Below are 25,094 nucleotides of genomic sequence, written 5' to 3'. Positions count from 1 at the left end.
TGCTTTTCGGGACCCGCATTGTGACCAGCCATCCGGCCTCGGACGCTCTCCTTTCCGATGCTCCGCCCAGCACCCCTGTGCCAAGCGCCCATACGCCCAGCCCGTCCCTGCCGCGGGCCGTCTCGATGGCGGAGGACGCCGGCACCGCCGCGCGGGACCTCTTCGAGGGGCTGTGCGGACGGAACCCCGCCGCCGTCGCGGAGCTGGAGATGGTGCTGGTCTTCTGCTCCGCCCATTACGACCGCGTGGAGCTGGCGGCGGCGCTGGCCGAGCTGTTCGGGCCGGTGCCGGTGGTCGGCTGCACCACGGCGGGGGAGATCACGCCCTTCGGCTACGCCGCCGGGTCGCTGGTAGGGATCGGCTTCCCGCGCGCCGACTTCACCATCGCCACCCAGCGCATCGACGACCTCGACCGTTTCTCCATCGCCGACGCGCCGCGCGTCCTGCGCAGCCTGATGGAGCAGCGCGATGTCGCCCTGGCCGCCCGCACCGAGGCCTTCCCCGACCATGGCAGCTTCGCCTTCCTGATGATCGACGGCATGTCGCGGGCGGAGGAGATGGTGGTCAGCGCGCTGCACAGCGTGCTGATGGACATCCCGCTGTTCGGCGGCTCCGCCGGGGACGAACTGCGCTTCGAGCGCACCTTCGTCCTGCACGAGGGGCGGTTCCACACCAACGCCGCCGTGCTGATGCTGGTCACCACGGCGCGCCGCTTCGTCGTCTTCCGGACCGAGCATTTCGTGGCGTCGGATGCCAAGATGGTGGTGACCGGCGCCGACCCGCAGCGCCGCATCGTCACCGAGATCAACGCCGAGCCGGCGGGCCGCGAGTACGCCCGCATGGTCGGGCTGGAGGGGGAGCCGCTGACCCCCCTGATCTTCGCCGCCTATCCCGTCGTCGTGCGGGTGGGGGGCGAGTACCATGTCCGCTCCATCCAGAAGGTCAACGACGACGAGAGCCTGACCTTCTACTGCGCCATCGACGAGGGCATCGTGCTGACCGTCGCCCGCGGCGTCGACCCGGTGGAGAATCTTGAGGAGATGATGCGCAAGCTGGCCGCGGAGGTCGGCGGGCCGCCGGACCTCGTGCTCGGCTGCGACTGCATCCTGCGCCGGCTGGAGCTGGAGCAGCGGCAGCTCAAGCACGTCATGTCGGCGGCGCTGGCGCGGCACAACGTCATCGGCTTCTGCGCCTACGGCGAGCAGTACAACGCCATGCACGTCAACCAGACCTTCACCGGTGTCGCGATAGGTGCGCGATGACGCTCATCTTCGACTGGCGGGAACCGTCCCGCCCACCCGCCGACCCAACACCCGCCACCCTTCCCTCCAACGGCGAGGACAAGCGGCTGGAGGCGCTGGAGCGCGAGAACGCCAAGCTCCGCCGCATCAACCAGGTGCTGATGGACCGGGTCGAGCGGTCGATGGACGTGCAGGGGGGCGCCTTCTCCCTGTTCCAGACCGCCATCGTCCTGGAGCAGAAGGTGCGCGAGCGCACGCTGGAGCTGGAGCGCGCCCTGCGCGAGCTGGAGGACAGCCACCGCGCGCTGGCCCGCGCCAAGGAGCTGGCCGACACCATGCGCAGCCGCCTGTCGGAGGCCATCGAGTCGGTCAACGAGGGCTTCGCCATCTTCGACGCCGACGACCGGCTGGTGCTGTGCAACAGCAAGTATCTGGCCCTGTGGCCGGAGATCCGCGACCGCATCCTGCCGGGCATCCGCTTCCAGGAGATCGCCGAGCTGGCGGCCTCCTCGCGCACCATCGCCGACGCCTACCCGCGGCCCGACCGCTGGCTGTCGGAACGGCTGGCCCAGCACCGGGCGCTGAAGGGTCCCTACGTCTACCGGCTGGCCGATGGGCGCTGGGTCCAGGTCAACGAGCGGCGGACCCGCGACGGCGGGGTGGTCGGCGTCTACACCGACATCACCGACATCAAGGAGCATGAGACCCGCCGCCGCGAGCGCGAGCTGGCCGAGAAGTCGGCGCTCCTCCAGGCGACGCTGGACAACATCGCCCAGGGGGTCGGGGTGTACGACCGCGACCAGCGGCTGGTCGCCTGGAACGAGCGCTTCACGGGCCTGCTGCGCCTGCCCGCCAAGGTGGCGGAGCGTGGGGCGGGCTTCGCCGATTTCGTGCTGCACCACGCGGCGCTGGGCGACCGCGGCCTGTCGCTGAAGGCGCTGATGATGCCAAGCTGCCTCGTCGAGCAGCCCTGGCTGGACGACACGGTGCTGGAGATCAGCCGCAACCCCATGCCGGGCGGCGGCTTCGTCCTGACCTTCACCGACATCACCGAGCGCAAGCGCGCCGAACAGGCCCTGCGCGACAGCGAGGAACGCATCCGGCTGGTCACCGACGCGGTTCCGGCGCTGATCGCCTATGTCGACGCCGAGCAGCGCTTCCGCTTCGTCAACAAGGCCTACGAGGGCTGGTTCAACCGCAAGCGCGAGGAGATCGAGGGCCAGCCCATGTGGGCGGCGCTGGGCGACCTCTATTACGAGGTGCGGCGCTCTTACGTGCTGCGGGCGCTGGCTGGCGAGGAGGTGACCTTCGACCTGGAGCTGCCCGGCGAGAACGGGTCGCCGCGCTACGCCGTCGCCACCTACATCCCGCATTTCGGCGAGCGGCGCGGCGGCGGCAAGCCGGAGGTTCTGGGTTATTTCGGCCTGATCCACGACATCACCGAGCGGCGCATGGCGGCGGAGGCGCTGGCCGACGCCAAGGACAGCCTGGAGCGCCGCGTCGTCGAGCGCACCGCCGAGTTGACCCGGCTCAACGGCCAGCTCCAGCAGGAGATCGCCGAGCGCATCGCGGCGGAGGAGGCGCTGCGGCTCGCCAAGGCGGAGGCGGAGCAGGCTAACCTGTCCAAGACGCGCTTCCTGGCGGCGGCCAGCCACGACCTGCTGCAGCCGCTGAACGCGGCGCGGCTGTTCGTCTCGGCGCTGGGCGACCTGGAGCAGCCGGAGCCGAACCGCGGGCTGGTCGACAACATCGACGTCGCCCTGGCCTCGGTCGAGGACCTGCTGTCGGCTCTGCTGGACATCTCCAAGCTGGACGCCGGGGCGGTGCGGCCGGAGATCGCCGATTTCCCGATCAAGAGCCTGTTCGGCGCGCTGGCCACCGAATACGCGGCGGTGGCGAAGGAGCGCGGGCTGGACCTCTGCGTCGTGCCCAGCCACGCCGTGGTGCGCAGCGACATCCGGCTGCTCCGCCGGATTTTGCAGAACTTCCTGTCCAACGCCCTGCGCTACACCCAGGCCAAGAGGGGAGCAAAGGGAGGCGCCGGACGCGTGCTGGTCGGCTGCCGACGGACGCCGGAAGGTTTGCGGATCGAGGTGTGGGACACCGGCCCCGGCGTGCCCGCCGACAAGCTGGACGAGATCTTCCAGGAGTTCCGCCGCCTCGACACGCCCTGCGCCAACGAGCGGGTGCGCGGCATGGGCCTCGGCCTCGCCATCGTGGAGCGGGTGGCGCGGATGCTCGACCACCCGATCACCGTGCGGTCTCAGCCGGGCCGGGGGTCGGTCTTCGCGGTGACCGTGCCCTTCGGGCGCTACGCCCGCCCGGTGCGCGCGCTGGAGGCGCCGGTGCAGACCGCCTCGAACCGGCTGGCCGGCACGCGGGTGCTGGTGATCGACAACGAGCCGGCGGTGCTGGCCGGGATGCGCGCGCTGCTGGAGGGCTGGGGGTGCAGCGTCGCCACGGCGGCGTCGGGCGACGAGGCGCTGGCCGGGCTGGGGGCGGTGGCGCCGGACGTGCTGTTCGCCGACTACCACCTGGACGACGGGGTGATCGGCTTCACCGAGATCGCGCGGGTGCGCGAGCGCTGCGGGGCGGACCTGCCGTCGGTCCTCATCACCGCCAACCGCACCGCCGAGGTGGTGGAGGAGGCGCAGGCCAGGGGCTGCCATGTGCTGAACAAGCCGGTGCGCCCGGCCCAGCTTCGCGCGGTGATGACGGGCCTGCTGGCGTAAGGGGACGCGATGGACCTCCACCCCGGCCGCTCCCTGGGAAGCGGAAGCGAAGCGCCGGGGTGGCGGACGACCCAGGGACTCAGCGCGTCAGGCGGATGATCGTCACCATCATGCCGACCGCGTACAGCTCGGCCAGCGGAACGATCCAGGACGGGTGGAAAAGGATCGACAGCGGCATGATCAGCAGAAGGATCAGCGCTGGGAACACGAAGTAAGGCGAATTGCAGTAAGCCGGCAGGCCATGCACCCGGTCCGAAACCCGGCCCGAGACATCGCGCGACTCTTCGCCAATCAAACGATCCGCATCACCAACAGTTTGGTCCACCATTCTCTAGCACCCACTGTATTTATGGTCTTTTTCTTCTCCATCTCTGGCGGACGGAGCGCCGTCCCTATAGCACAGTTTGCCATGATGCAGGCACGACTTCGCGCCGTCTTGCCGGATGGCGAAAACGGCGCAGGAAGTCCTGAGTTTTATTGTGGTCTTATGCCGCTTCGGTCAGCGCCAGATGCGGGCGGCGGACCATCGACTGGATGGTGAAGGGGGCGCGCACGCCACCGCTGAACAGCTCGGCGCATTCCAGCGCCTTCAGCACCCGCTCCTCCGCCGGCAGGCCGACCGTGGAGGCGAGCGAGCCCAGCGCGTAGTCGGACCCGCAGCCGATGGCGTGATAGCCGCGCACCGCCTCGCCCACCTGATAGTCGGACTGGATCGAGAAGAGCCGCCCCTCGTAGCCGACCATGAAGGTGCCGCCGGTCTCCACGTCGTTGGAGCGGTGGGCGTAGCCGCCGTCCTTCAGGCAGCCGCGCACGGCGTCCACGAAATCGACGACCATGTAGCGGAAGACGTCGGCCTCGGGGTCGCGGTGCGGCGGCTCCAGCCGATAATGCAGAAGCTGGCCCATGCGGAAGCTGCTGGTGAAGCCGATCAGCAGGTCGGCGTTGCGGAACACCTTGGTGTCCGCGCGCACGGTGATGTCCAGGCCGTTCACGCCCGCGCTGTCACCGCCCATCCACACACGATCGCCGTCCACCAAGCCAACAATGCAGGTCATCGCCGTCCTCGTCCCTGAATCAATTGCGCCCGAAAGCAGGGACAGGGTGGGCTTTTATGGTTAACGAATTGTTGCGCCGCGGCGGTGCCGAAGGGGGTATTTCGCTTCGGCACCTCGCTCCAAGCACAAGCGCGACAACGGCTTAGCGGATCAACCCGATCAGTGGGAGGCTGGCCGCCAGCCTGCGGACGCGGCTTCCCCCGCGCCTACTCCCTGGGCGCCGCGTGCAGGCGCTTCTGCCCCTGGACGAAGCGGGCCAGCGTGTCGGACAGCACGCCGCGCGGGATCATCGCCTCGATCAGCTGGAAGCGCCCGCGCGTGGCGAAGGCCTTGTCCAGCGCCGCCTTCAGCTCCGCCCGCGTGCGCACGCGCACACCGTCGCCGCCCATGCCCGCCGCCATGTCGGCGAAGCGCCAGTCGTCCAGATTGTTGAAGGCCGATTCGGGCTGGAAGGTGCGCAGCATCTCCCAACTGGCGTTGTTGAACAGGATCACGATGGGGTCGATGCCCAGCCGTCGGCAGTTGCCAAGCTCCCACCCGGTCATCTGGAAGGCGCCGTCGCCGACCACGGTCAGGATGCGCTTGCCACCCGACACGCACTGCGCCCCGATGCCCGCCGGCACGCCGAAGCCCATGCCCGCGTAATAGCCCGGCGCCATCAGTCCGGCGTCGATCATGTCCATGGCGGTGAACAGGCAGTCGCCCATGTCCGCCGCGATCAGCAGCGGCTCCTGCCCGGCGCGCACGCGGTCGTTGACGGCGCGGGCGATGTCCATCGGGGTGATCGGTTCGTCGTCCGCCTGCAGGCCGGTGGGGTAGGCGTGGGGCTCCTTGCCGCGCGTCGTCCGGTCGGACGGCGGCAGCCGCTCCAGCAGCGCGTCCACCAGCCCGGCGAGCGGGATGTCGGCGTAGGTGTGATAGCCCAGCGTCACCGCCCGGTCGAAGGCGTGGATGGTCTTGCGCAGGTCGATCTTGCGCTGGGACACCGCGAAGTTGGTGTCGCTGAGGATCGCGCCGAGCAGGAACAGCCCGTCCGACTCCTCGACCAGCCGGGTGATCTCCGCGTCGCCGGCGACGCCGATGTAGGTGCCGAGCGGCGGGGTCGGCGCGTCGGCCAGCAGGCCGCGCCCCATGAAGGTGGTGACCACCGGCACACCCAGCCGCTGCGCCAGCTCCGCCACCTTGGCCTCCAGCCCGTAGCGGCGGACCTCGACGCAGACCATCAGCACCGGCGACGTGGCCGAGCGCATCGCCGCCAGCACCTCGTCCGCGCAGGCGGCCAGCGCGTCACGGTCCACCGGCCAGGCGGGGTCGTCGCCCACCGGCTCGACCTCGGCGTTGACCATGTTGCGGGGGATTTCCAGATAGACCGGGCGCGACAGGGCGCGGGCGGCCCCCAGCACCCGGGCAATCTCCGCCGGGGCCTTGGCCGGGTCGTCCAGTCGGGCCTGGGCGACGGTGATCTCCTTGAACACCTGGAACTGCGTGTCCAGTGTGCGGCCCTGGTGGTGCAGCAGCAGGCCGGCGTTGCCCTCCGTCGTGCCCGGCGCGCCGGAGATGACGACGACCGGCGACTTCTCGGCGTAGGCGCCGGCCACCGCGTTCACCATGTTAAAGGCGCCCGCCCCGTAGGTGACCGCCGCCACCCCCAGCGTCGAGCTGTAGCGGGCCGCCGCGTCCGCCGCGAAGCCCACCGCCGGCTCGTGGCTCAGCGTGTGGAGCGGCAGGATCTGCGTTTCCTCCGCCACCTTGAAGAAGGGCAAGGCGAAATCGCCCGGAATCCCGAACATGGCCTGTGCGCCGCGATCCTTCAGCGCGCGCAGCAGGGCTTCGGCCAGCTTCATGGCCGCTCTCCCGTTCCAATTGGTTTCGCGGGCCGAAAACCCGCACAGGGGGACAGCATCGCCTCCGCCACCGCTCCGCGCAAGAATTGTTTCATTCGAAACAATCCATGTGCGCCGGAAATTGTGGAGGGGTGGAGGCCGCGCTTGATATCCCCTCTCCCGCCCCGGGAGAGGGAAGGGGCCCACGCGAAGCGTGGGAAGGGTGAGGGTGCCGCCAAGGATCGGTGGCTTGATCCTCGCACGACCCTCACCCGCCTGCTTCGCAGGCCCCCTCTCCCGGGGCGGGAGAGGGATTCAATGCCGAACGCGATAGGCCCCCTTTGGCGCCTGATGGGCGTCTTTCGGACCGGCGCGCGGCGTGCTACGACTGCCGCCCTGTTCCCGACTTTCGAATGATGCCCGCATGTCCGTCGCCGTCCGCTTCGCCCCTAGCCCGACCGGTCTCCTCCATGTCGGCAATGTGCGCCTCGCGCTGGTCAACTGGCTGTTCGCGCGCAAGGCGGGCGGCAATTTCCTGCTGCGCCTCGACGACACGGACGAGGAGCGCTCCAAGCCGGAATACGCGGAGGGGATCGAGCGGGACCTGACCTGGCTCGGTCTGACCTGGGACCGCTTCGCGCGGGAAAGCGACCGCTATGGCCGCTATGACGAGGTGGCGGCGGCGCTGAAGGCCAGCGGGCGGCTCTACCCCTGCTACGAGACGCCGGAGGAGCTGAACCTCAAGCGCGCCAGCCTCGTCTCGCAGGGCCGTCCGCCGATCTACGACCGCGCGGCGCTCCGCCTGGGCGACGCCGACCGCGCCCGCCTCGAATCGGAGGGGCGCAAGCCGCACTGGCGCTTCAAGCTGGAGCACAAACCGGTGGAATGGACCGACCTTGTGCGCGGCCCGGTGCATTTCGAAGGGGCCGCGCTCAGCGATCCCGTGCTGATCCGCGAGGACGGGCGCCCGCTCTACACGCTGACCAGCGTGGTGGACGACGCCGACCTCGCCATCACCCACGTCATCCGCGGCGAGGACCACGTCGCCAACACGGCGGTGCAAATCCAAATCTTCCAGGCGGTTGGGGGGGCCGTCCCGGTCTTCGCCCATCTGCCGCTGCTGACCGACGCGACGGGACAGGGCCTGTCCAAGCGGCTGGGCAGCCTGTCCGTGGCCAGCTTGCGCGAGGAGGAGGGGATCGAGCCGATGGCGCTGGCCAGCCTGCTCGCCAAGCTCGGCACCTCCGACGCCATCGAGCCGCGGCTGACGCTGGACGAGCTGGTGGCCGAGTTCGACATCGCCAAGGTGTCCCGCGCCACCCCGAAGTTCGACCCGGAGGAGCTGTTGCGGCTGAACGCCCGCATCCTCCATCTGCTGCCCTACGAGCGGGTCGCCGGGGAGCTGGCTGCGCTCGGCCTGGATGAGGCCGACGCCGCCTTCTGGGAGGCGGTGCGCCCCAATCTATCGCGCGTCGCGGAGGCCCGCGACTGGTGGGCGGTGACCCACGCCCCGGTCGCCCCGGCGGCGGACGATCCCGCCTTCCTGGCCGAGGCGGCGGCCCTGCTGCCGGATGAGCCGTGGGACCTCTCCACCTGGGGCACCTGGACGGGTGCGGTGAAGGCGAAGACGGGTCGGAAGGGCAAGGATTTGTTCCTCCCCCTGCGCCGGGCCCTCACCGGGCGGGACCATGGACCGGAATTGAAGAACCTGCTACCCCTGATCGGCCGAACCCGCGCGCAAAAGCGCCTCGCGGGAGAGACCGCGTAAGATCGCGAAGACCCCATACAGGAGACATGGCGCCGTGCCGCTGGACCTCTACAACACGCTGACCCGCCGCAAGGAACGCTTCGAGCCGATGACTCCGGACCGGGTGGGCATGTATGTGTGTGGACCCACGGTCTACGACACCGCGCACATCGGCAACGCCCGCCCGGTGGTGGTGTTCGACCTGCTGTTCCGGCTGCTGCGGCGGCTGTACCCGGCGGTGACCTATGTCCGCAACATCACCGACGTCGACGACAAGATCATCGACCGCTCGCGCGACAGCGGGGAGCCGATCGAGGCGCTGACCAAACGCACCGCCGACCTCTACCACGCCGACATGGACGCGCTGAACGCGCTGCGCCCGACCATCGAGCCGCGCGCCACGCACCACATCTCGCACATGGTCGCCCTGATCGGCCTGCTGATCGAGCGCGGCCACGCCTACGCCGCGGAAGGGCACGTGCTGTTCTCCGTGCCGTCGATGGCGGAGTACGGGCAGCTCTCCCGCCGCTCGCTGGACGAGATGATCGCCGGCGCGCGGGTCGAGGTCGCCCCCTACAAGCGCGACTCCTCCGACTTCGTGCTGTGGAAGCCGAGCGCCGCCGACCAGCCCGGCTGGGACAGCCCGTGGGGCCGCGGGCGCCCCGGCTGGCACATCGAATGCTCGGCCATGGCCAAGGAGCATCTGGGCGTCACCTTCGACATCCACGGCGGCGGGCTGGACCTGATCTTCCCGCACCATGAGAACGAGATCGCCCAAAGCCGCTGCGCCCACGGCGGCGAGCCGCTGGCCCGCTACTGGGTCCACAACGGCTTCGTGACCGTCGAGGGCGAGAAGATGTCCAAGTCGCTGGGCAACTTCTTCACCGTGCACGACCTGCTGGACGAGTTCCCCGGCGAGGCCATCCGCCTGACGCTGCTGAGCGCCCATTACCGCCAGCCGCTGGACTTCACCCGCGAGGGGCTGAAGCAGTCCAAGGCGACACTCGACCGCTGGTATCAGGCGCTGCGCGGCGAGCCGGCCGCGGCGGACGCCGAACTGCCCTTCGATGTCTTGGCCGCTCTGGAAGACGACCTCAACAGCCCGCTCGCCATCTCCCACTTGCACGAGCTGGCCTCGGCGGTGAACAAGGCGGCGGGCGAGGCGGAGAAGGCCGCCGCCAAGGGCGCCCTGCGCGCCGCCGGAGAGGCGCTGGGCCTGCTCCAGCAGGACCCGGAGGCGTGGTTCCGCTGGGCGCCGAAGGGGGCCGCCGCCCTGTCCGACGCCGACATCCAGCAGCGCATCGAAGACCGTCTGGCCGCCCGCAAGGCCAAGAACTACGCGGAGGCCGACCGCATCCGCAAGGAGCTGGCCGACCTCGGCATCATTCTCGAGGACGGCCCGCAGGGCACGACCTGGAAGCGCGCCTGAGCGCCACGCCGGCGGTCATCGGATAAGAGGGGGCCGCGGACGGAACCGCGGCCTTCGCTCCTCCAAAGGTCCAACGGACCGCGTCTTTCCCACGCAACGAAAAAGGCGCCTTCCGCCGTCGCGGAAGGCGCCTGAGTTCGGTTCCATATGCACCACCACGCGGGGGAGCCGGTCTGAACACGGATCAGACCGCCCGGAGGCCGTGCCGACTGGGGAAAATCCCAAAGTCGAATTCTGAATACCGCATTCCACGGAACAGCGCTATGTCTTTTTCATCATATCGCCGCGATCGGAGCGCAGCGCCTCCACCTCGCCATCGGAGAACAGGCGGGACCGGGTGAGAAAGCGCACGCCCTCCGGCGCCTCCAGCGAGAAGCTGGCGCCGCGGCCCGGCACCACGTCGATGATGAGCTGGGTGTGCGACCAGTATTCGAACTGCGCCGCCCCCATGTAGAAGGGGCAGCCGCCGATCTCGCCCAGCCGGACGTCCTGCCCGCCGGGGCGGAACTCCCCGTCCATGAAGCACATCGGCGCGCTGCCGTCGCAGCAGCCGCCGGACTGGTGGAAGAACAGCGGCCCGTAGAGCCCGCGCAGCTTTTCGATCAGCGCCAGGGCCGCCGGTGTGGCGACGACTCGTTCGACCATGGGCGGACACTCCCGAGTGAATGGCCCGTCGGATGAGAAAAAGGGCCGGAGGCCGAATGGCCGCCGGCCCAAAGGTCGTCAGGGAGGAGACAAAACGCTTAGAAGAAGCCCAGGGCCTTCGGGCTGTAGCTGACCAGCAGGTTCTTGGTCTGCTGGTAGTGGTCGAGCATCATCTTGTGCGTCTCACGGCCGATGCCCGACTGCTTGTAGCCGCCGAAGGCCGCGTGGGCCGGGTAGAGGTGGTAGCAGTTGGTCCACACGCGGCCGGCCTGGATGGCCCGGCCCATGCGGAAGGCACGGTTGCCGTCGCGGCTCCACACGCCGGCGCCCAGGCCGTAGAGCGTGTCGTTGGCGATGGCGAGGGCTTCTTCCTCGGTCTTGAAGGTGGTCACGGACACGACCGGCCCGAAGATCTCCTCCTGGAAGACGCGCATCTTGTTGTGGCCTTCGAAGACCGTCGGCTGGACATAGTAGCCGCTCTCCAGCTCGCCACCGAGATGGGCGCGCTCGCCGCCGATCAGCACCTTGGCGCCCTCGGCCTTGCCGATGTCGATGTAGGAGAGGATCTTCTCGAGCTGGTCGATGGACGCCTGGGCGCCGATCATCGTCGCGGGGTCGAGCGGGCTGCCCTGCTTGACGGCGGCGACGCGGGCGACGGCCTTCTCCATGAACTTGTCGTAGATCTTCTCCTGCACCAGGACGCGCGACGGGCAGGTGCAGACCTCGCCCTGGTTCAGCGCGAACATGGCGAAGCCTTCCAGCGCCTTGTCCAGGAACTCGTCGTCGTCGGCCATCACGTCGTTGAAGAAGATGTTCGGCGACTTGCCGCCCAGCTCCAGCGTGACCGGAATGATGTTCTCCGCCGCGTACTGCATGATCAGGCGGCCGGTCGTCGTCTCGCCGGTGAAGGCGATCTTGGCGATGCGCGGGCTCTGGGCCAGCGGCTTGCCGGCCTCGATGCCGAAGCCGTTGACGACGTTGAGGACGCCGTCGGGCAGCAGGTCGCCGATGATCTCCATCAGCACCATGATGGCCATCGGGGTCTGCTCGGCGGGCTTCAGCACGACGCAGTTGCCGGCGGCCAGCGCCGGGGCCAGCTTCCACACGGCCATCAGCAGCGGGAAGTTCCACGGGATGATCTGGCCGACGACGCCCAGCGGCTCATGGAAATGGTAGGCGTAGGTGGTGTGGTCGATTTCCGCGATGGTGCCTTCCTGGGCGCGGACGCAGCCGGCGAAGTAGCGGAAATGGTCGATGGCGAGCGGCAGGTCGGCGTGGGTCGTCTCGCGGATCGGCTTGCCGTTGTCCAGCGTCTCGGCCAGCGCCAGGACGTCCAGACGCTCTTCCATGCGGTCGGCGATCTTGTTGAGGATGCGCGCGCGCTCCGCCGGGGAGGTGCGGCCCCAGGCGTCCTTGGCCTTGTGGGCGGCGTCCAGCGCCTTCTCGATGTCTTCCGCGGTGGAGCGGGCGACCTCGCACAGCACTTTGCCGGTGATCGGGGTCAGGTTGGTGAAATACTGGCCCTTCGTCGGCGCCACCCACTGGCCGCCGATGAAGTTGTCGTAGCGCGGCCGGATGGCGACCTGCTTGCTGAGCGTTTCCAGGGCCTGATGGATCACGGCGGTTTCCTCCCGAAGCGGATTGCCCGAACTGAATGTCGTGGAATGACGTTTGGCGGGTTGTGCGCCCTGTGTCCGTTCGTCCGATGATCGGTATCCGTCACAGCGCCCCGCCGTTATCGCGGTTTCGGGGAAGGCCGGTAAATTCGACTTTGGTTGCAGACGCGACCAGCCCCAGATTCGGGACCGACCACCGCCCGTCCGATGATACCTTGGGCGGAGACCCATCCGTTTCCCGGCGAGACTTCAGGCCATGACGACCGACATCCGGCTGCGCTTCCTCCACCCCTCCGGCGCCATCGGACCCGGCAAGGTGTCCCTGCTGGAGGAGATCAACCGCACCGGCTCGATCTCCGCGGCGGCGCGGGCGCTCGGCATGTCCTTCCGCCGCGCGTGGTTCCTGGTGGAAACCATGAACTCCGCCTTCCGCGAGCCGGTGGTGCGCACCAACGTCGGCGGGCGGGAGGGCGGCGGGACCGGCCTGACCGCCTTCGGACAGGAGGTGATCGCCCGTTACCGCTGCATGGAGGAGGAGGCCCGCCGCGCCGCCGCGCCCCACCTCGCCTGGCTGGACGAGGCGCTGAAACCGGAGGCGGCGTCCGAAAAAGGCGCGGACTCCGCTGATCCAAAGTCCAATGGCCCGGACTCCGGCGATCCGTAAAGTCTCCCTCGACGCCGCGACCTTCCGCCGCGGCGAAACGAAGGAGGCCCACGACCCATGCGCACCGCCGCCCCCACCGCCGCCCGTACTGCCTTGGCCGCCCTGGTCCTTCTCGCCGCGGCGCCGCTCCCGGCCCTGGCCGACGGCGATCCGGCGAACGGCGAGAAGCTGTTCCGCCAGTGCAAGGCCTGCCACACGGTGGAGGCGGGCAAGAACCGCGTCGGCCCGACGCTGCACGGGCTGTTCGGGCGCAAGGCCGGCACCGTGGAGAGCTACGCCAACTACTCCGAGGGGCTGAAGGCCTCCGGCATCGCGTGGGACGCCAAGACGCTCGACCCCTATCTCGCCAACCCGAAGGCGGTCATCGCCGACAGCCGCATGGCCTTCGCCGGGGTGGCGAAGCCGGAGGACCGGGCCGACCTGATCGCCTATCTGGAATCCGCGACGAAGTGAGCGCCGGTGGAGCGGAAGCTGGGCGGAACGGGAACCGCGGCGGCGCTGGCCTGTTGCCCGGTTTCCCACACCGCAGCCGGAGACCGGCCATGACCGACGACCACACCGGGCAGACGACCAGCGAGCCCAAGGAGCCCATCCGCAAGACCGACATCGGGCGGCTGTGCGACGAGCAGAGCGGCGGCGGCGGGTCCAACCCGGACACGCGCTACCGCGGCATGCCGGGCGGCCATCCCGGCGGTTCCCGCGACGGCGACTGCGATCCGGTGGCGCGCGCCGACCCTGAGAAGGCGGAACCGGACACCGCCGAGTCCGGGAGCACGCCCGCGCCCCGCTAGGCCGATGGCGTAGCCTTTCCGGGGCCGCCCCGAATTGGTCGTAGCCGCTGGCCCGGTCCCCCGCTAAAACAGGGGCTCCCTCACCGGCACAACACGGGCTGCGACCGGCATGCTGAAGCGCCTTTACGATTGGACGATGGCCAAGGCGGCCTCGAAGAACGCCACCACCTGGCTGGCGGGGGTTTCCTTCGCGGAAAGCTCCTTCTTCCCGATCCCGCCGGACATCCTGATGGTGCCGATGGTGCTCGCCAACCGGCAGGCCGCGTGGCGGATCGCGACGATCTGCACGCTGGCCTCGGTGGTGGGCGGCGTCGCCGGCTACATGATCGGCTTCTTCCTGTACGAGGCCATCGGCAAGGCGGTCATCGACTTCTACCACCTGGAAGCCCAGTTCGAGACGCTGCGCCATACCTTCGTCGAATACGGCGCGGAAATTCTCATCATCAAGGGCATGACGCCCATCCCCTACAAGCTGCTGACCATCACCGCGGGTGTGGCGAAGCTGAACATCTGGGTGTTCATCGGCGCCTCGATCCTGTCGCGGGCCATCCGCTTCTATCTGGTCGCCGCCCTGCTCTACTGGTTCGGCGAGCCGGTGCGCGCCTTCATTGAAAAGCGGCTGACCCTGGTCACCACCGCCTTCGCCGTCGCGCTGATCGGCGGCTTCCTGGCGATCAAGCTGATCTGATCCGCCCCGCCGTCGCCACGGCACCGCGACGCCCCGCCGTCCCGTCCTGTTGATGCCGCAGAAGGCATTGATCGGGAGAGGATGGATGGACAGCGTGCGCGGAGCCGTGGTGGTCGTGACCGGAGCGTCGAGCGGGATCGGGCGGGCCACCGCCCTGACCTTCGCGCGGGAGGGGGCCAGGCTGGTGCTGGCCGCCCGGCGGGAGGCCCTGCTCGGCGAGGTCGCCGAGGAATGCCGGGAGCTGGGCGGCGAGGCCGAGGTGGTGCCCACCGACGTCACCGACGCCCAGGCGGTGCTCCGGCTGGCCAACCGGGCAATGCAGCTGTACGGCGGCATCGATGTCTGGGTGAGCAACGCCGGGGTCGGCGCCGTCGGGCGGTTCGAGGACACGCCGCTGGAGGCGCACCGCCGCGTCGTCGAGACCAACCTGTTCGGCCCCTTGTACGCCGCCCACGCCGTGCTGCCGCTGTTCCGCCGGCAAGGCCATGGGGTGCTCATCAACACCGTGTCGGTCGGGGCCTGGGCGCCCGCCCCCTACGCCGCCGCCTACGCCGCCAGCAAGTTCGGGCTGGAGGGGCTTCTGGAAAGCCTGCGGGCGGAGCTGGTCGACGCGCCGGGCGTCCACGTCTGCGGCGTCTACCCGTTCTTCACCGACACGCCGGGCATGTCGCACGGCGCCAACTACACCGGCCACCAGCTGGACGCGGAAAGCCCCTTCTACGACGACCCGCAGGATGTGGCGGACACCGTGCTGTCCCTCGCCCTGCGCCCGCGCGCCCAGGCGATGGTCGGGGCGATGACGCCGCTGACCCGGCTGGGGCATGCGGTGGCGCCGCGCCTGATGGAGAAGATCGCCGGACACGGCGCCCACCGCCATTTCAGCCGGACTCCGCCCGCCGCGCCGAGCGACGGGAACCTGTTCAGCCCGGTGGAGCGCGGCCGCGGCGTCACCGGCGGCTTCCGCACCCCGCCGCCCGGCTGGGTGTCGCCGCTGCTCGTCGCCGGGGTCGCGGCCGCCGCCGCTGCGGCCTACGCCGGCTACGCGCGGAGCAAGAACGGAAACCACTGAGGGCTTTGAGTTCGGGAACGGGTTGGTCCAGAATGCCGGCCCGTTCCCCAAGCCCCCGAGTCCATCATGCCGAAGCCGACGACCCCGCGCGGCCGTCCGCCCGTCCCCTCCCCTGCCCGCTCCCCGCGTCCGGGTCCTCCCCACGCCGGCAAGGATCCGCGCCGGGACGGGCTACGCGAGGAGCCGGGCCGGGAGGCGGGGAAGCTGTTCCGCGTCGCCGGCCTGTCCGCCGTCTCCGCCCTGTTCGCCCATGACGCGGCGCGGGTGGAGCGGCTGTTCTTCGAGGAGCGGCTGAAGGCGAAGACCGGCGACTTCTGCAAGGCGATGGCGGCGGCGCGCCGGCCCTACCGCATGGTGGAGGCCGACGAGCTGGCCAAGGTCGCCGGAACGGTGCTGCACGGCGGGGTGGTCGCGCTGATCGCGCCGCGCCCGGTGCCGGCCTTCGACGTGGAGGCGGCGAAGCGCTGGGCGGCGGACGGGCAGCCGCTGCTGATCCTCGACGGGGTCGGCAACCCGCACAATCTGGGCGCCATCCTGCGCACCGCCGCCTTCTTCGGCCTGCGGCGCGTCGTGGTCTCGGACCATCCCGGACAGGCCCTGCCGTCGGAGTCCGCCTACCGCGTCGCCGAAGGCGGCTTCGAGTGGGTGGAACTGTACCGGGCGGCCAACCTGCCGGCGGTCCTGAAGCGGCTGCGCGAGTCCCACCGGGTGGCCGGGACGGCGCTGGGCCGCGGCCGGGCGGTGGTCACCGACCCGGCGGCCCTCGCCACCGGGGACCGGCCTGCCGCCGTCGTGCTGGGCAACGAGGAGGACGGGCTTCCGCCCGCCACCCTCGCCGCCTGCGAGGACATCCTGACCCTGCCCGGCACCGGCCGCATCCAGTCGCTGAACGTCGCGGCGACCGCGGCGATCCTCATCCACGCGCTGGCCAAGCCGGGCTGACGGTTTGGCGGGTCAGCCGCCCAGGGCGATGATCAGCACCAGCGCCACCACCAGGACCGAGACGATGGGCAGCATGTCCACCCCGTCGCGGTCCCAGGTCGGCGCCCGACGGGAGCCGTGATGCGCGCCGTGGGCGTGGCCCAGCCCCTCGTCGGCCCAGCCATGTTCGGACGGGCGGGCGCCGGGGGCTGACACCGCGGGCGCCGCCGGGCTGGCGATGGTGACCACGCCGGCCCCGCGCTCATAATCTCCGCCGCCGCGCGGTCGCTTCAGCCGCTCGTCGGTCAGCTCCACGTCGATGCCCGCGGCCTCCAGCCGCTCCACCACGACGGCGACCTCCTCCGGGGTCATCGTCTCCACCGGCACGTCCTGGCCGAGCTGCTCGATGCCGAGCCGGTTGCCGTGCTTGCGCCCCTTGTCGATCAGGCGCTGGAGGGTGGCGTCGTCGATCGTCATCGTATTCTCCCGCGGTTCCACCTTGGACTGAACATTCCGAAGGGTAAACAGGCGGGGCCGCGGAAGGCTCCCTTGCAAAGGCGGCAACTTGCCTCCGGGGCGGGGCGACCCGACATAATCCCCAAGTCCCCATCCCCAATTCCTACGCCATCGGAGAGGCCGAGATGCTCGGAATGTTCATGCGCAAGCCCCTGGCGCTGCCCAGCGCGGCGGAGGCCCTGCCCGGGCGCGACACGCCGGTTCCCGTGCCGCCGCGCCACCACGTCAACGGCAACCCGTTGACCCCGCCCTATCCGGAGGGTCTGGAGGTCGTCGACGTCGGGCTCGGCTGTTTCTGGGGGGCGGAGCGCAAGTTCTGGAAGGTGCCGGGCGTCTGGACGACCATGGTCGGCTATCAGGGCGGCCACACCCCCAACCCGACCTATGAGGAGGTCTGCTCCGGCCGCACCGGCCACACCGAGGTGGTGCGCGTCGTCTACGACCCGGCCAAGGTCGGGTTCGAGGAGCTGTTGCGCGTCTTCTGGGAGGCGCACGACCCGACCCAGGGCATGCGTCAGGGCAACGACGTCGGCACGCAGTACCGCTCGGCCATCTACACCCACAGCGAGGCCCAGCGCGCCGCCGCCGAGGCCAGCCGCGAGTTCCTATCAGGCCCGCCTGCAGCAGGCCGGCTTCGGCCCGGTGACGACGGAGCTGCGCGAGGCCCCGCCCTTCTACTACGCCGAGGACTACCACCAGCAGTATCTGTCCAAGAATCCCGCAGGCTATTGCGGGCTGGGCGGCACCGGGGTGAGCTGCGTCGGGTGACCGGCACGGGGTGAGAGGGGACGGGGCGCCCGCTGGTCGGACGCCTACCCCGCCCCGACTCCCAGGAAGGCGCCGATGGCCTGAACGTTGCCGCCCAGAACGACCGGAGTTCCCGGCGCCGAGACGGTCCGGATGGTCATGCCCGAGGATGGTCCGAAACTGACCGTGGTCTGCGCCATGCCGCTCGGCAGGTAGAAGGGCCAGAGGCCGAGCGGGGCGAAGGTTTCGATGATGGCCTGGTCCAGGGGCGAATAAACCGCGTCCGAGGTGACGGTCACGTCGATCCCCTTCGCCACCGCCAGCGACGCCATGACCCGCGGCAGGCTGCCGTCGGCGCCGAACACCGCGTCCCAGGCGGGTTGGGCCGGGTCGGGCCAGGGCGGCGTGGCCGGATCGGCGTAGGCGGTCGCGAAGATCGAGGAATCGTACCAGGGGCCCGGCGTGAGCGGCCAGGTGACCAGCCCCGACACGCCGACCGACGCCTGCACGTGGCTGCGCGAGAACAGCAGGCTTTGGCGGTTGCCCGGAACCGCGCCGCTCCACAACCCGTCGCTGACGGTGTCGACGCCGCCGGTCCAGGAGCCGGACACATCGCCGCTGGCCGTCCTGCTGTCGAAGCTGAAGGATGTGGTGATGCCATGGGCCAGGCTCTGGATCAGCTGCGCGTAGCTTCCCCGAACTCCGCAGGCTGCCCGTCCGGTCCGGCATACGGCTCCAGCGCCGCCTGGGCCGAGCCGATCAGGGCGATCTCCGCCAGATCCTGCTGCCCCACGTTGGCGACCGTCGGCGCGTTGATCATCGCCCAGACCAGGAACAGCGATGGCAGTTGCTGGGCGGACGGCTGGGGGTGGAGCGTCGCAAGATAAGCGGTCCACGCCTCGTAGGTGTCGTCGCCGATGTCCGCCCTGAAGCAGGACTCGGGAAAGTTCAGTTGGCCGACGACCGCCGCGTAGATGTCGAAAAAGCGGTCCAGGCTCATGTCGTAGGCGTTCGCCGTAAGGGAACGCTGCGGAATCTCCTGGCCGTAACGCCACAGCCCCAGATTCGTCTGGGGCACGACGAAGGACGGCTGAAGGAGTTGGAACGCGGCGGACGTGAGATTGAGCGATCGGACGACGGCATTGTACCAGCGGTTCTGAAGCCCTTCCATGCCGCCCGGCGTGACCGCAGCGGCTTCGTGTTGGCGTAACATCGCGTTCTCCCGATTTCCGTCCGGAGCGTCATGAAGCGAAGGGGACCGGCCGCGGGTACGGCCGGCCCCCACTCGCCGCGGTTTCAGCGGGCGGCGGCCCCGGCCCTCAGGCCATGGCCGGCGCCTTGTGCGACACGGACTTCAGGGCGGCGGTCGAATGGCCCAGATAGGTCTGGACCGGCAGGACGTTGCCGCCCAGGACGATCGGAACGCCGGGATCGCTGGTGATGGTGACGGTCATGTTGCCGTTCTGGTTGAAGGACACCGAGGTCGAGGAGCCGCTGCCCGACCCGCTGGTGTAGAAGGGCCACAGGCCGGACGACTTGTTGTTGTTGATGACGCTCTGGTCGTTGGCGTCGAACTTGGCGTCCGACGTGACCTCGATGTACATCGTGTCGGCCACGATCAGGTTGACCATGAACCGGGTGGTCGTGCCCGTGGACGGATCGAACACCGTCTTCCAGCTGGGCAGCGCCCCCGTCCTCCACGGCGGCGTATCGGCGCTGGAATAGGCGAGCCCCATCGCCGACGAGCTGTACCAGTTGCCCGGCGACGCGGCGAAGGTCAGCAGGTGCCGGAAGGTCGCCTTGGTGATCTGCACGTTGCTGGAGGCGAACTTCGTGCTCTGGGAGGACGTCGAGCTGCTGCCGCCCCACAGTCCGAAGAAGCCCGAATTGCCGCCCTTCGACCAGCTGCTCGACACGTTGCTGTTCATGGTCGAGCTGGAGAAGGTGAACGAGCGGGACGGCGCCTGCGACAGCTGCTGGGCAAGCACCGCATAGCCGGCGTTCCAATCCGGCGGCGGGGCCGGCGGCGTCTGGAAGGGCACGCTGGTGTAGGGCATCAGCGCCAGGCTGGCGGCGCTGACGGTCTCGAGCAGCATCGCCGACAGGTCCTGCGCACCGATGTTCGCCACGGTCGGCGCGTTGATCATGCCCCACTGGAAGAAGGTGCTGGGGAGCTGGTTGGCCGCCGGCGTGGGCACGATGCCGGCGATGTAGCTCTTCCAGGCCTTGTAGTTGTCCGGCCCGATGTCCGCCTCGAAGGTGTTCGGCGGTGCGACCAGCGAACTGATGATGCCCTTGTAGTTGGAGAAGAACTGGTTGCCGCCGCTCGCGATGTAGTTCTGCGTCAGCGACTGCGGCGGGATGTTGTTGAAGTAATCCCACAACAGCGTGTTGTTGTTGGCCACAAGCGGCGGCGACGGCTGCAGAATTTGGAACGAGCTCGGCGACAGGCCGAGGCCCTGGCAGAGCCCGTTGTAGAAGCCATTTTGCAGATCAAGAAATGTCGTCACAGTTTCCTCCTTTATTTTGTGTTCAAACGTCAGCACTTCAATCGCGACAAACATCTTGTAGCACCACATCAGAAAGCAATCAACCACTAAGAGTCTTTTTTATAAAGAGTACAACTGCATGATGGATCATTATCATGCCTGATTATTTATTATTATTGTTCTGCACATAAGCGTGTGATTCCTTAAGATATGCTTCGAATGTGAATTATCGATTGATCGTGAAAAGACCCTTTGCTTCAAGGTTTTGCCGTCCGGCGCGCCCGCGCGGGACCGGACGGGAGCCACGGACACACCCGCCCGGGAATCCATGTCCGGCCCTTGGGCAACGTCGCCCTTGCGGTTGCGCCTGCCCGCCCCTTCCGGGTATGGTTCCGGCGGTCCATGAAAGCTCCAGGGGGTAGCCCCGCGGGGCGCCGCCCGAGACATTCCGCGCCCAATCCATGATCAAGGAAAGAACCGAGCTGGCGACGCCGCACCTGAGCGGCCTGCTTGACTTCTGGCTCACCAAATGCATCGGCGGAAGGCCGCCGGTGTCCAGCAGCATCGCCCCGGCAGACCTGCGGCCGTGGAAGGATAATATTGTGATTTTCGAAGTCATCGGCGACGACGACTTCGTTTACTCCTATTACGGCCAGTCGCTCGCCGCCGCCTTCGGGCATTCGCGCCTGGGCGCCACGCTGGACGATCTTCCGGAGGAGCAGCGGGCCATCCTGCGCCCCGAATACGCCTCGCTCCTGCGCGAACGGCTGCCGGTCGCCCGCGTCTACACCGCCGACTTCAGCGGCGTCATGCGGACCTGGGAGCGGCTGGCCCTGCCGATGTCCAGCGACGGCGAGACCATCGACAAGATCCTGGTCGCCGCCTACGAACAGCCGCCGGACGAACCGCCCTGCGCCGCGCTCATTCCCGCCGCGGCGGACGAGGAGACGGATGACGAGGCCGAGCTGGACGTCGACGCGCCGGATGACGATGAACCGGATGCGGACGGCACGGCGGCCCCCGCCCCCGAGGCTCTTGCGGACGAAGACGCCGAAACGGACGGGATCGCGGACGCCGAGACCGAGACCGAGACCGAGACCGAGACCGACGACACCCACGACGACGCCGAAGACGGCGAGTCCTTCTCCACCGAACAGAAACCGGGAGCCCCGGCATGACGCCGCGCACGCCCCACCTGACCGCGCCCGCGACCCAGTCGGGAGTCGTCACCGCCGACGAGTTCAATCTGTGGTGCGCGCTGAACGGCCGCCCCTTCAACCTGATTCCCAACGCGCGCCCGGACGGGCGGTTGCTGTGGGATGTGGAGGTGCTGCCCGGAACCCCGCGGGCCGGCACGGTCTATTCGACCAACCTCGGCGACGAGGCGCTGGCGGTGGTCGCCGGCTTCGCGTTCCTGTCCGGCGTCGAATGGGCCTATGAGGCGCGACCCGCGGAGGCGGCCCCGGTCCTGGTGTCGGATGCGGCCGTGGACGCGCCGGCGGAGGTCGAGGACGTCCTCATTCCCGACGCCGAGGATCTGCCCGAGGACGAGACGTCCGAGGACGCGGCGGACGATGCCCTCGCCTGCGATGACGAGGAGGGCGCGTACGCCGACGACTCCGTCGCGCTGGATGGCACCGATGAGGACAACGCCGACGAGGAGAGCGCGGACGAGGACGACGCGGCGTACGGCGAGCCCACCGGGGAAGACGACCCCTACGCGCTGCCCGGCACCACGCTCCTCCAGAACCCGCCGCCGCGCCCGCCGCAGCAGCATGACGAGACGGTCCTGGCCCGCAACGCGCGGATGCTGGAGACGGTGCTGCGGAACTTCCGCGTCCGCGGCGAGATCATGGACGTGCGCCCCGGCCCCGTCGTCACGCTCTACGAGTTCGAGCCGGCGCCGGGCACCAAGTCGGCGACGGTCATCAACCTGACCGACGACATCGCCCGCTCCATGAGCGTGGTCACCGCCCGCATCGCCATCGTGCCGGGCCGTAGCGTGATCGGCGTCGAGCTGCCGAATCCGGTGCGCGAGATGGTCTATCTGCGCGAGATGTTCGACCACGCGGCCTTCGCCGAATCGCAGGCCCACCTCGCCATCGCGCTCGGCAAGGACATCAGTGGGGAACCGGTGGTCGCCGACCTCGCCCGCATGCCGCACCTGCTGGTCGCCGGCACCACCGGGTCGGGCAAGTCGGTCGCCATCAACACGATGATCCTGTCGCTGCTCTACCGGCTGCCGCCGGAGCGCTGCCGCTTCATCATGGTGGACCCGAAGATGCTGGAGCTGTCGGTGTATGACGGCATCCCGCACCTGCTGACCCCGGTCGTCACCGACCCGAAGAAGGCCGTCATCGCGCTGCGCTGGGCCGTGCGCGAGATGGAGAGCCGCTACGAGGCGATGTCCAAGCTCGGCGTGCGCAACATCGAGGGCTACAACGCCCGCATCGCCGAGATGATCGCCAACGGCGAGCCGATGCCCCGCCGCCATGTTCCCGGCGAGGCCGAGACCGTCTTCGACCTGACCCCGCAGGAGCCGACGCCGCTCCCCTACATCGTCGTGATTGTCGACGAGATGGCCGACCTGATGCTGGTCGCCGGCAAGGAGATCGAGGCGGCGATCCAGCGCCTCGCCCAGATGGCGCGGGCCGCCGGCATCCACCTGATCATGGCGACGCAGCGCCCGTCGGTCGACGTAATCACCGGCACCATCAAGGCCAACTTCCCGACCCGCATCAGCTTCCAGGTCACCTCCAAGATCGACAGCCGCACCATTCTCGGCGAGGCCGGGGCGGAGCAGCTCCTCGGCCAGGGCGACATGCTCTACATGGCCGGCGGCGGCCGCATCACCCGCGTCCACGGCCCCTTCGTCTCCGATTCGGAGGTCGAGGAGATCGTGCAGTTCATCAAGTCGCAGGGCGCCCCCAACTACGTCACCGCCATCACCGAGGAAGAGGATGAGGCGGTCGCCGACGAGGACGACGAGAGCGGCGGTAGCAACTCCGGCGACGACCTCTACATGCAGGCCGTCAACTTGGTGGTGCGCGAGGGCAAGGTGTCGGTCAGCTTCATCCAGCGCCAGCTCCAGATCGGCTACAACCGCGCCGCCCGTCTGGTCGAGCGGATGGAGACGGAGCGCGTGGTCGGCCAAGCCAACCACCAGGGCAAGCGCGAGGTGCTGCTGTCCCCCGCCGGCCTGTCGGCCAAGCGCGCCGGGGTCTAGGGAAGGGAGAGAGGGCGATGAGGGCGCATTTCGAACGGTTCGCGCGCTACAACCGCTGGGCCAACCGCCGCCTCTACGCGGTGGCGGCCGAGCTGTCGGACGCCCAGTACCGCGAGGACCGCAGCGCCTTCTTCCGCTCGGTGCGGGGCACGCTGAACCACATCCTGGTGGCCGACCGGGTGTGGCTGCGCCGCATCGAGGGGGACGGGCCGACGCCCTTCGCCCTCGACGAGATCCTTTATGACGGCTTCGACGATCTGCGCGCCGCCCGCGAGGCGGAGGACGAGCGCCTCATCCGCGTCGTGGCGGCGCAGGAGGAGGCCCGCTTCGCCACCGACCTCCACTACCACTCGCTGGCCGGGCAGGCCTTCACCATGCCCTTCTCCGCGGTGCTGGCCCATGTGTTCAACCACCAGACCCATCATCGCGGGCAGGTGCACACCCTGCTGACGCAGTTCGGGCTGGCCGCGCCCAGCATCGACCTCGCCTATTTCCTGCTGGACAAGTAGCCCCGCCGGTCTCTCACATGCGCGACGGCGACAGGCGGAACTCCACCACCCGGCTGGTGCGGGCCAGCTTGTCGATCAGCTCCATCGGGTCCGGCGTGCCGTTGGCCTGGAGCGTGAGCTGATACTCCAGGTGACCGCTGCCGTTGCGCAGGTGGAATGCCCAGGACACGATCTCGTAGCCGTGCTCCAGCGCCTTGACGCGGAGCACCTCCGCCGGGGGCGCCTGATCGCGCTCGAACACCAGCATCACCTGGACCACCGTGTGGTGGGGCAGCACCGCCTCCAGCCGGCGGAAGGCGCTCATCACCAGGATGACCAGGAAGGCCGCGCCGATGGCCGCGGCGTAGAAGCCGAGCCCGATTGTCACCCCGACCGCCGCCGCCGTCCAGATCGACGCCGCGGTGGACAGGCCGCGGATGGAGAAGCCCTCCCGCATGATGACCCCGGCGCCGAGAAAGCCGATGCCGGTCACGATGCCCTGAACGACCCGCGTCGGGTCGCCGCCCCCGCCGTTTCCGCTCCCGATGCCGCCGTACCACAGCCCCGGATAGGCGTTGACCACGGTCAGCGCCGTCGAGGCGAGGCAGACCAGCGCGTAGGTCCGCATCCCCGCCGCCCGCCCGTGGAAGGAGCGCTCGTAGCCCATCAGGATGCCGAGACCCAGCGCCCCGACCAGATGCAGCAGGATGATTCCGTTGACGGCCAGTTCAGCCGGTGACCAGTAGGCGGACAGGTTCTGCATGACGCTCCCTCCCCGGAACGAGCGGTCCCGGGACGCCCAGTGTAGCGCCGATTGGTTAGCGAAGGATCACCCTACCCAACGCGCCCTACCCCAGCGCGCCGAGCGTCCAGCGGGCGAGCAGGGCCACCAGCATGCCCTCCGCGGTCGCCAGCATGAGCCGCAGCATCAGGCTCACGAGGTCGGTGAAACGGTCGCGGCGGGGAAACACCTCGGCCAGCATGCCGGCGATGGCGCGGCGCAGGTTCAGGCTGACCAGCCCGATCACCAGCGCCACGGCGGCGGTGCCGACCACGTAATAGAGCGCGCCCTTCCAGCCGGCGAAGCTCTGCGGGTTCTCCAGATAGAAGAGCGTGCCGACAACGATCCACACGGCGGAGGGCCAAACCCCCACCATATCGGCGCCGCCGACCGGCTTGCCGTCGCCGGGCGACGGCATCGGAGATC

At 69.2% G+C, this 25,094-nt stretch carries 24 protein-coding genes and 1 pseudogene; 14 read left to right on the top strand and 11 right to left on the bottom strand.

Annotated elements, in window-relative coordinates; translation table 11 throughout:
• Positions 1-77: 77 nt before the first annotated feature.
• Both nosP and ACWPN5_RS03430 read left to right on the top strand, forming a co-directional pair.
• Entirely contained in the window at positions 78-1,262 is a 1,185-nt protein-coding gene (gene nosP / locus ACWPN5_RS03435) for a nitric oxide-sensing protein NosP (protein WP_492294251.1), read from the top strand.
• Positions 1,259-3,973 carry a NahK/ErcS family hybrid sensor histidine kinase/response regulator gene (locus ACWPN5_RS03430; RefSeq protein ID WP_492294249.1) on the top strand — a complete coding sequence of 905 codons (2,715 nt, stop codon included), beginning with the start codon at positions 1,259-1,261 and terminating at the stop codon, positions 3,971-3,973. The genes nosP and ACWPN5_RS03430 overlap by 4 nt, the downstream gene beginning before the upstream one ends.
• 79 nt (positions 3,974-4,052) lie before the next feature.
• Here ACWPN5_RS03430 and ACWPN5_RS03425 read toward each other — a convergent pair whose 3' ends face one another.
• From ACWPN5_RS03425 to ipdC, 3 genes are all read right to left on the bottom strand, one after another.
• Complete coding sequence (locus tag ACWPN5_RS03425) at positions 4,053-4,301, bottom strand: hypothetical protein (protein ID WP_200478981.1); 249 nt, start codon at positions 4,299-4,301, stop codon at positions 4,053-4,055.
• Between the two features lie 157 nt (positions 4,302-4,458).
• Positions 4,459-5,028 carry a hypothetical protein gene (locus ACWPN5_RS03420; RefSeq protein ID WP_014239485.1) on the bottom strand — a complete coding sequence of 190 codons (570 nt, stop codon included), beginning with the start codon at positions 5,026-5,028 and terminating at the stop codon, positions 4,459-4,461.
• Between the two features lie 206 nt (positions 5,029-5,234).
• The gene (gene ipdC / locus ACWPN5_RS03415) at positions 5,235-6,872 is read right to left on the bottom strand and encodes an indolepyruvate/phenylpyruvate decarboxylase (protein WP_492294247.1); all 1,638 of its coding nucleotides are present in this window, start codon (positions 6,870-6,872) and stop codon (positions 5,235-5,237) included.
• A 403-nt stretch (positions 6,873-7,275) separates the two neighbouring features.
• Here ipdC and gltX point away from each other — a divergent pair, with 403 nt between their 5' ends.
• Both gltX and cysS read left to right on the top strand, forming a co-directional pair.
• The gene (gltX, locus tag ACWPN5_RS03410) at positions 7,276-8,619 is read left to right on the top strand and encodes a glutamate--tRNA ligase (protein ID WP_492294245.1); all 1,344 of its coding nucleotides are present in this window, start codon (positions 7,276-7,278) and stop codon (positions 8,617-8,619) included.
• Positions 8,620-8,653: 34 nt separating this feature from the next.
• The gene (gene cysS, locus ACWPN5_RS03405) at positions 8,654-10,027 is read left to right on the top strand and encodes a cysteine--tRNA ligase (protein ID WP_200478984.1); all 1,374 of its coding nucleotides are present in this window, start codon (positions 8,654-8,656) and stop codon (positions 10,025-10,027) included.
• A gap of 261 nt (positions 10,028-10,288) precedes the next feature.
• Here the strand turns inward: cysS and ACWPN5_RS03400 are convergent, their stop codons facing one another.
• Both ACWPN5_RS03400 and adh read right to left on the bottom strand, forming a co-directional pair.
• Entirely contained in the window at positions 10,289-10,672 is a 384-nt protein-coding gene (locus tag ACWPN5_RS03400) for a DUF779 domain-containing protein (protein ID WP_492294242.1), read from the bottom strand.
• 98 nt (positions 10,673-10,770) lie between these two features.
• The gene (adh, locus tag ACWPN5_RS03395) at positions 10,771-12,291 is read right to left on the bottom strand and encodes an aldehyde dehydrogenase (RefSeq protein ID WP_492294240.1); all 1,521 of its coding nucleotides are present in this window, start codon (positions 12,289-12,291) and stop codon (positions 10,771-10,773) included.
• Between the two features lie 253 nt (positions 12,292-12,544).
• Between adh and ACWPN5_RS03390 the strand changes: the two genes are divergently transcribed.
• The 6 genes from ACWPN5_RS03390 (at position 12,545) to ACWPN5_RS03365 (ending at position 16,442) form a co-directional block, all read left to right on the top strand.
• Positions 12,545-12,952 carry a winged helix-turn-helix domain-containing protein gene (locus ACWPN5_RS03390; RefSeq protein ID WP_492294238.1) on the top strand — a complete coding sequence of 136 codons (408 nt, stop codon included), beginning with the start codon at positions 12,545-12,547 and terminating at the stop codon, positions 12,950-12,952.
• Between the two features lie 57 nt (positions 12,953-13,009).
• Positions 13,010-13,405 carry a c-type cytochrome gene (locus tag ACWPN5_RS03385; RefSeq protein WP_145682282.1) on the top strand — a complete coding sequence of 132 codons (396 nt, stop codon included), beginning with the start codon at positions 13,010-13,012 and terminating at the stop codon, positions 13,403-13,405.
• A gap of 89 nt (positions 13,406-13,494) precedes the next feature.
• Entirely contained in the window at positions 13,495-13,743 is a 249-nt protein-coding gene (locus tag ACWPN5_RS03380; RefSeq protein ID WP_145682283.1) for a hypothetical protein, read from the top strand.
• A 109-nt stretch (positions 13,744-13,852) separates the two neighbouring features.
• Positions 13,853-14,431: a YqaA family protein gene (locus ACWPN5_RS03375; RefSeq protein WP_038529360.1), complete on the top strand. Its 579-nt coding sequence runs from the start codon at positions 13,853-13,855 to the stop codon at positions 14,429-14,431.
• 85 nt (positions 14,432-14,516) lie between these two features.
• Positions 14,517-15,500: an SDR family oxidoreductase gene (locus tag ACWPN5_RS03370; RefSeq protein ID WP_145682284.1), complete on the top strand. Its 984-nt coding sequence runs from the start codon at positions 14,517-14,519 to the stop codon at positions 15,498-15,500.
• Between the two features lie 66 nt (positions 15,501-15,566).
• The gene (locus ACWPN5_RS03365) at positions 15,567-16,442 is read left to right on the top strand and encodes a TrmH family RNA methyltransferase (protein WP_492294236.1); all 876 of its coding nucleotides are present in this window, start codon (positions 15,567-15,569) and stop codon (positions 16,440-16,442) included.
• 12 nt (positions 16,443-16,454) lie between these two features.
• Here ACWPN5_RS03365 and ACWPN5_RS03360 read toward each other — a convergent pair whose 3' ends face one another.
• Positions 16,455-16,898, bottom strand: a complete 444-nt coding sequence (locus ACWPN5_RS03360) for an RNA polymerase sigma factor region1.1 domain-containing protein (RefSeq protein ID WP_145682286.1) — start codon at positions 16,896-16,898, stop codon at positions 16,455-16,457.
• Positions 16,899-17,062: 164 nt separating this feature from the next.
• On the opposite strand from ACWPN5_RS03360, the pseudogene msrA reads away from it, so the two are divergent.
• Positions 17,063-17,705 (top strand): annotated as a pseudogene (gene msrA, locus ACWPN5_RS03355) (peptide-methionine (S)-S-oxide reductase MsrA).
• 44 nt (positions 17,706-17,749) lie between these two features.
• Here the strand turns inward: msrA and ACWPN5_RS03350 are convergent.
• The 3 genes from ACWPN5_RS03350 to ACWPN5_RS03340 form a co-directional block, all read right to left on the bottom strand.
• On the bottom strand, positions 17,750-18,295 hold the full coding sequence (locus ACWPN5_RS03350; RefSeq protein ID WP_492294234.1) for a hypothetical protein: 546 nt from the start codon (positions 18,293-18,295) through the stop codon (positions 17,750-17,752).
• A gap of 65 nt (positions 18,296-18,360) precedes the next feature.
• Entirely contained in the window at positions 18,361-18,897 is a 537-nt protein-coding gene (locus ACWPN5_RS03345) for a hypothetical protein (protein ID WP_492294232.1), read from the bottom strand.
• Positions 18,898-19,003: 106 nt separating this feature from the next.
• A complete protein-coding gene (locus ACWPN5_RS03340) occupies positions 19,004-20,194 on the bottom strand; it encodes a hypothetical protein (protein ID WP_145682289.1) in 1,191 nt (396 codons plus the stop codon).
• Between the two features lie 581 nt (positions 20,195-20,775).
• Here ACWPN5_RS03340 and ACWPN5_RS03335 point away from each other — a divergent pair.
• From ACWPN5_RS03335 to ACWPN5_RS03325, 3 genes are read left to right on the top strand one after another with little or no spacing between them, the layout of a single operon-like run.
• Positions 20,776-21,351, top strand: a complete 576-nt coding sequence (locus ACWPN5_RS03335) for a PAS domain-containing protein (protein WP_492294230.1) — start codon at positions 20,776-20,778, stop codon at positions 21,349-21,351.
• Entirely contained in the window at positions 21,348-23,399 is a 2,052-nt protein-coding gene (locus tag ACWPN5_RS03330; RefSeq protein WP_200476706.1) for a DNA translocase FtsK, read from the top strand. The genes ACWPN5_RS03335 and ACWPN5_RS03330 overlap by 4 nt, the downstream gene beginning before the upstream one ends.
• A 17-nt stretch (positions 23,400-23,416) precedes the next feature.
• Entirely contained in the window at positions 23,417-23,908 is a 492-nt protein-coding gene (locus tag ACWPN5_RS03325) for a DinB family protein (RefSeq protein WP_145682292.1), read from the top strand.
• A 13-nt stretch (positions 23,909-23,921) separates the two neighbouring features.
• On the opposite strand, the gene ACWPN5_RS03320 is transcribed toward ACWPN5_RS03325, so the two are convergent.
• Both ACWPN5_RS03320 and ACWPN5_RS03315 read right to left on the bottom strand, forming a co-directional pair.
• Positions 23,922-24,650, bottom strand: a complete 729-nt coding sequence (locus ACWPN5_RS03320; protein ID WP_492294227.1) for an MgtC/SapB family protein — start codon at positions 24,648-24,650, stop codon at positions 23,922-23,924.
• 85 nt (positions 24,651-24,735) lie between these two features.
• Positions 24,736-25,086 carry a hypothetical protein gene (locus tag ACWPN5_RS03315; RefSeq protein ID WP_492294225.1) on the bottom strand — a complete coding sequence of 117 codons (351 nt, stop codon included), beginning with the start codon at positions 25,084-25,086 and terminating at the stop codon, positions 24,736-24,738.
• Positions 25,087-25,094 lie beyond the last annotated feature (8 nt).

The organism is Azospirillum sp. UENF 211521, assembly GCF_058780535.1.
This window is presented reverse-complemented; position numbering and strand designations above follow the sequence as displayed.

Coding starts and splice junctions, on each gene's coding strand:
- ACWPN5_RS03390 (WP_492294238.1), top strand. CDS start 12,545: ATGACGACCGACATCCGGCTGCGCTTCCTCCACCCCTCCGGCGCCATC.
- ACWPN5_RS03425 (WP_200478981.1), bottom strand. CDS start 4,301: ATGGTGGACCAAACTGTTGGTGATGCGGATCGTTTGATTGGCGAAGAG.
- ACWPN5_RS03365 (WP_492294236.1), top strand. CDS start 15,567: ATGCCGAAGCCGACGACCCCGCGCGGCCGTCCGCCCGTCCCCTCCCCT.
- ACWPN5_RS03320 (WP_492294227.1), bottom strand. CDS start 24,650: ATGCAGAACCTGTCCGCCTACTGGTCACCGGCTGAACTGGCCGTCAAC.
- ipdC (WP_492294247.1), bottom strand. CDS start 6,872: ATGAAGCTGGCCGAAGCCCTGCTGCGCGCGCTGAAGGATCGCGGCGCA.
- ACWPN5_RS03345 (WP_492294232.1), bottom strand. CDS start 18,897: ATGTTACGCCAACACGAAGCCGCTGCGGTCACGCCGGGCGGCATGGAA.
- ACWPN5_RS03315 (WP_492294225.1), bottom strand. CDS start 25,086: ATGCCGTCGCCCGGCGACGGCAAGCCGGTCGGCGGCGCCGATATGGTG.
- ACWPN5_RS03380 (WP_145682283.1), top strand. CDS start 13,495: ATGACCGACGACCACACCGGGCAGACGACCAGCGAGCCCAAGGAGCCC.
- ACWPN5_RS03430 (WP_492294249.1), top strand. CDS start 1,259: ATGACGCTCATCTTCGACTGGCGGGAACCGTCCCGCCCACCCGCCGAC.
- gltX (WP_492294245.1), top strand. CDS start 7,276: ATGTCCGTCGCCGTCCGCTTCGCCCCTAGCCCGACCGGTCTCCTCCAT.
- ACWPN5_RS03400 (WP_492294242.1), bottom strand. CDS start 10,672: ATGGTCGAACGAGTCGTCGCCACACCGGCGGCCCTGGCGCTGATCGAA.
- ACWPN5_RS03370 (WP_145682284.1), top strand. CDS start 14,517: ATGGACAGCGTGCGCGGAGCCGTGGTGGTCGTGACCGGAGCGTCGAGC.
- ACWPN5_RS03330 (WP_200476706.1), top strand. CDS start 21,348: ATGACGCCGCGCACGCCCCACCTGACCGCGCCCGCGACCCAGTCGGGA.
- ACWPN5_RS03385 (WP_145682282.1), top strand. CDS start 13,010: ATGCGCACCGCCGCCCCCACCGCCGCCCGTACTGCCTTGGCCGCCCTG.
- ACWPN5_RS03325 (WP_145682292.1), top strand. CDS start 23,417: ATGAGGGCGCATTTCGAACGGTTCGCGCGCTACAACCGCTGGGCCAAC.
- ACWPN5_RS03420 (WP_014239485.1), bottom strand. CDS start 5,028: ATGACCTGCATTGTTGGCTTGGTGGACGGCGATCGTGTGTGGATGGGC.
- ACWPN5_RS03360 (WP_145682286.1), bottom strand. CDS start 16,898: ATGACGATCGACGACGCCACCCTCCAGCGCCTGATCGACAAGGGGCGC.
- ACWPN5_RS03375 (WP_038529360.1), top strand. CDS start 13,853: ATGCTGAAGCGCCTTTACGATTGGACGATGGCCAAGGCGGCCTCGAAG.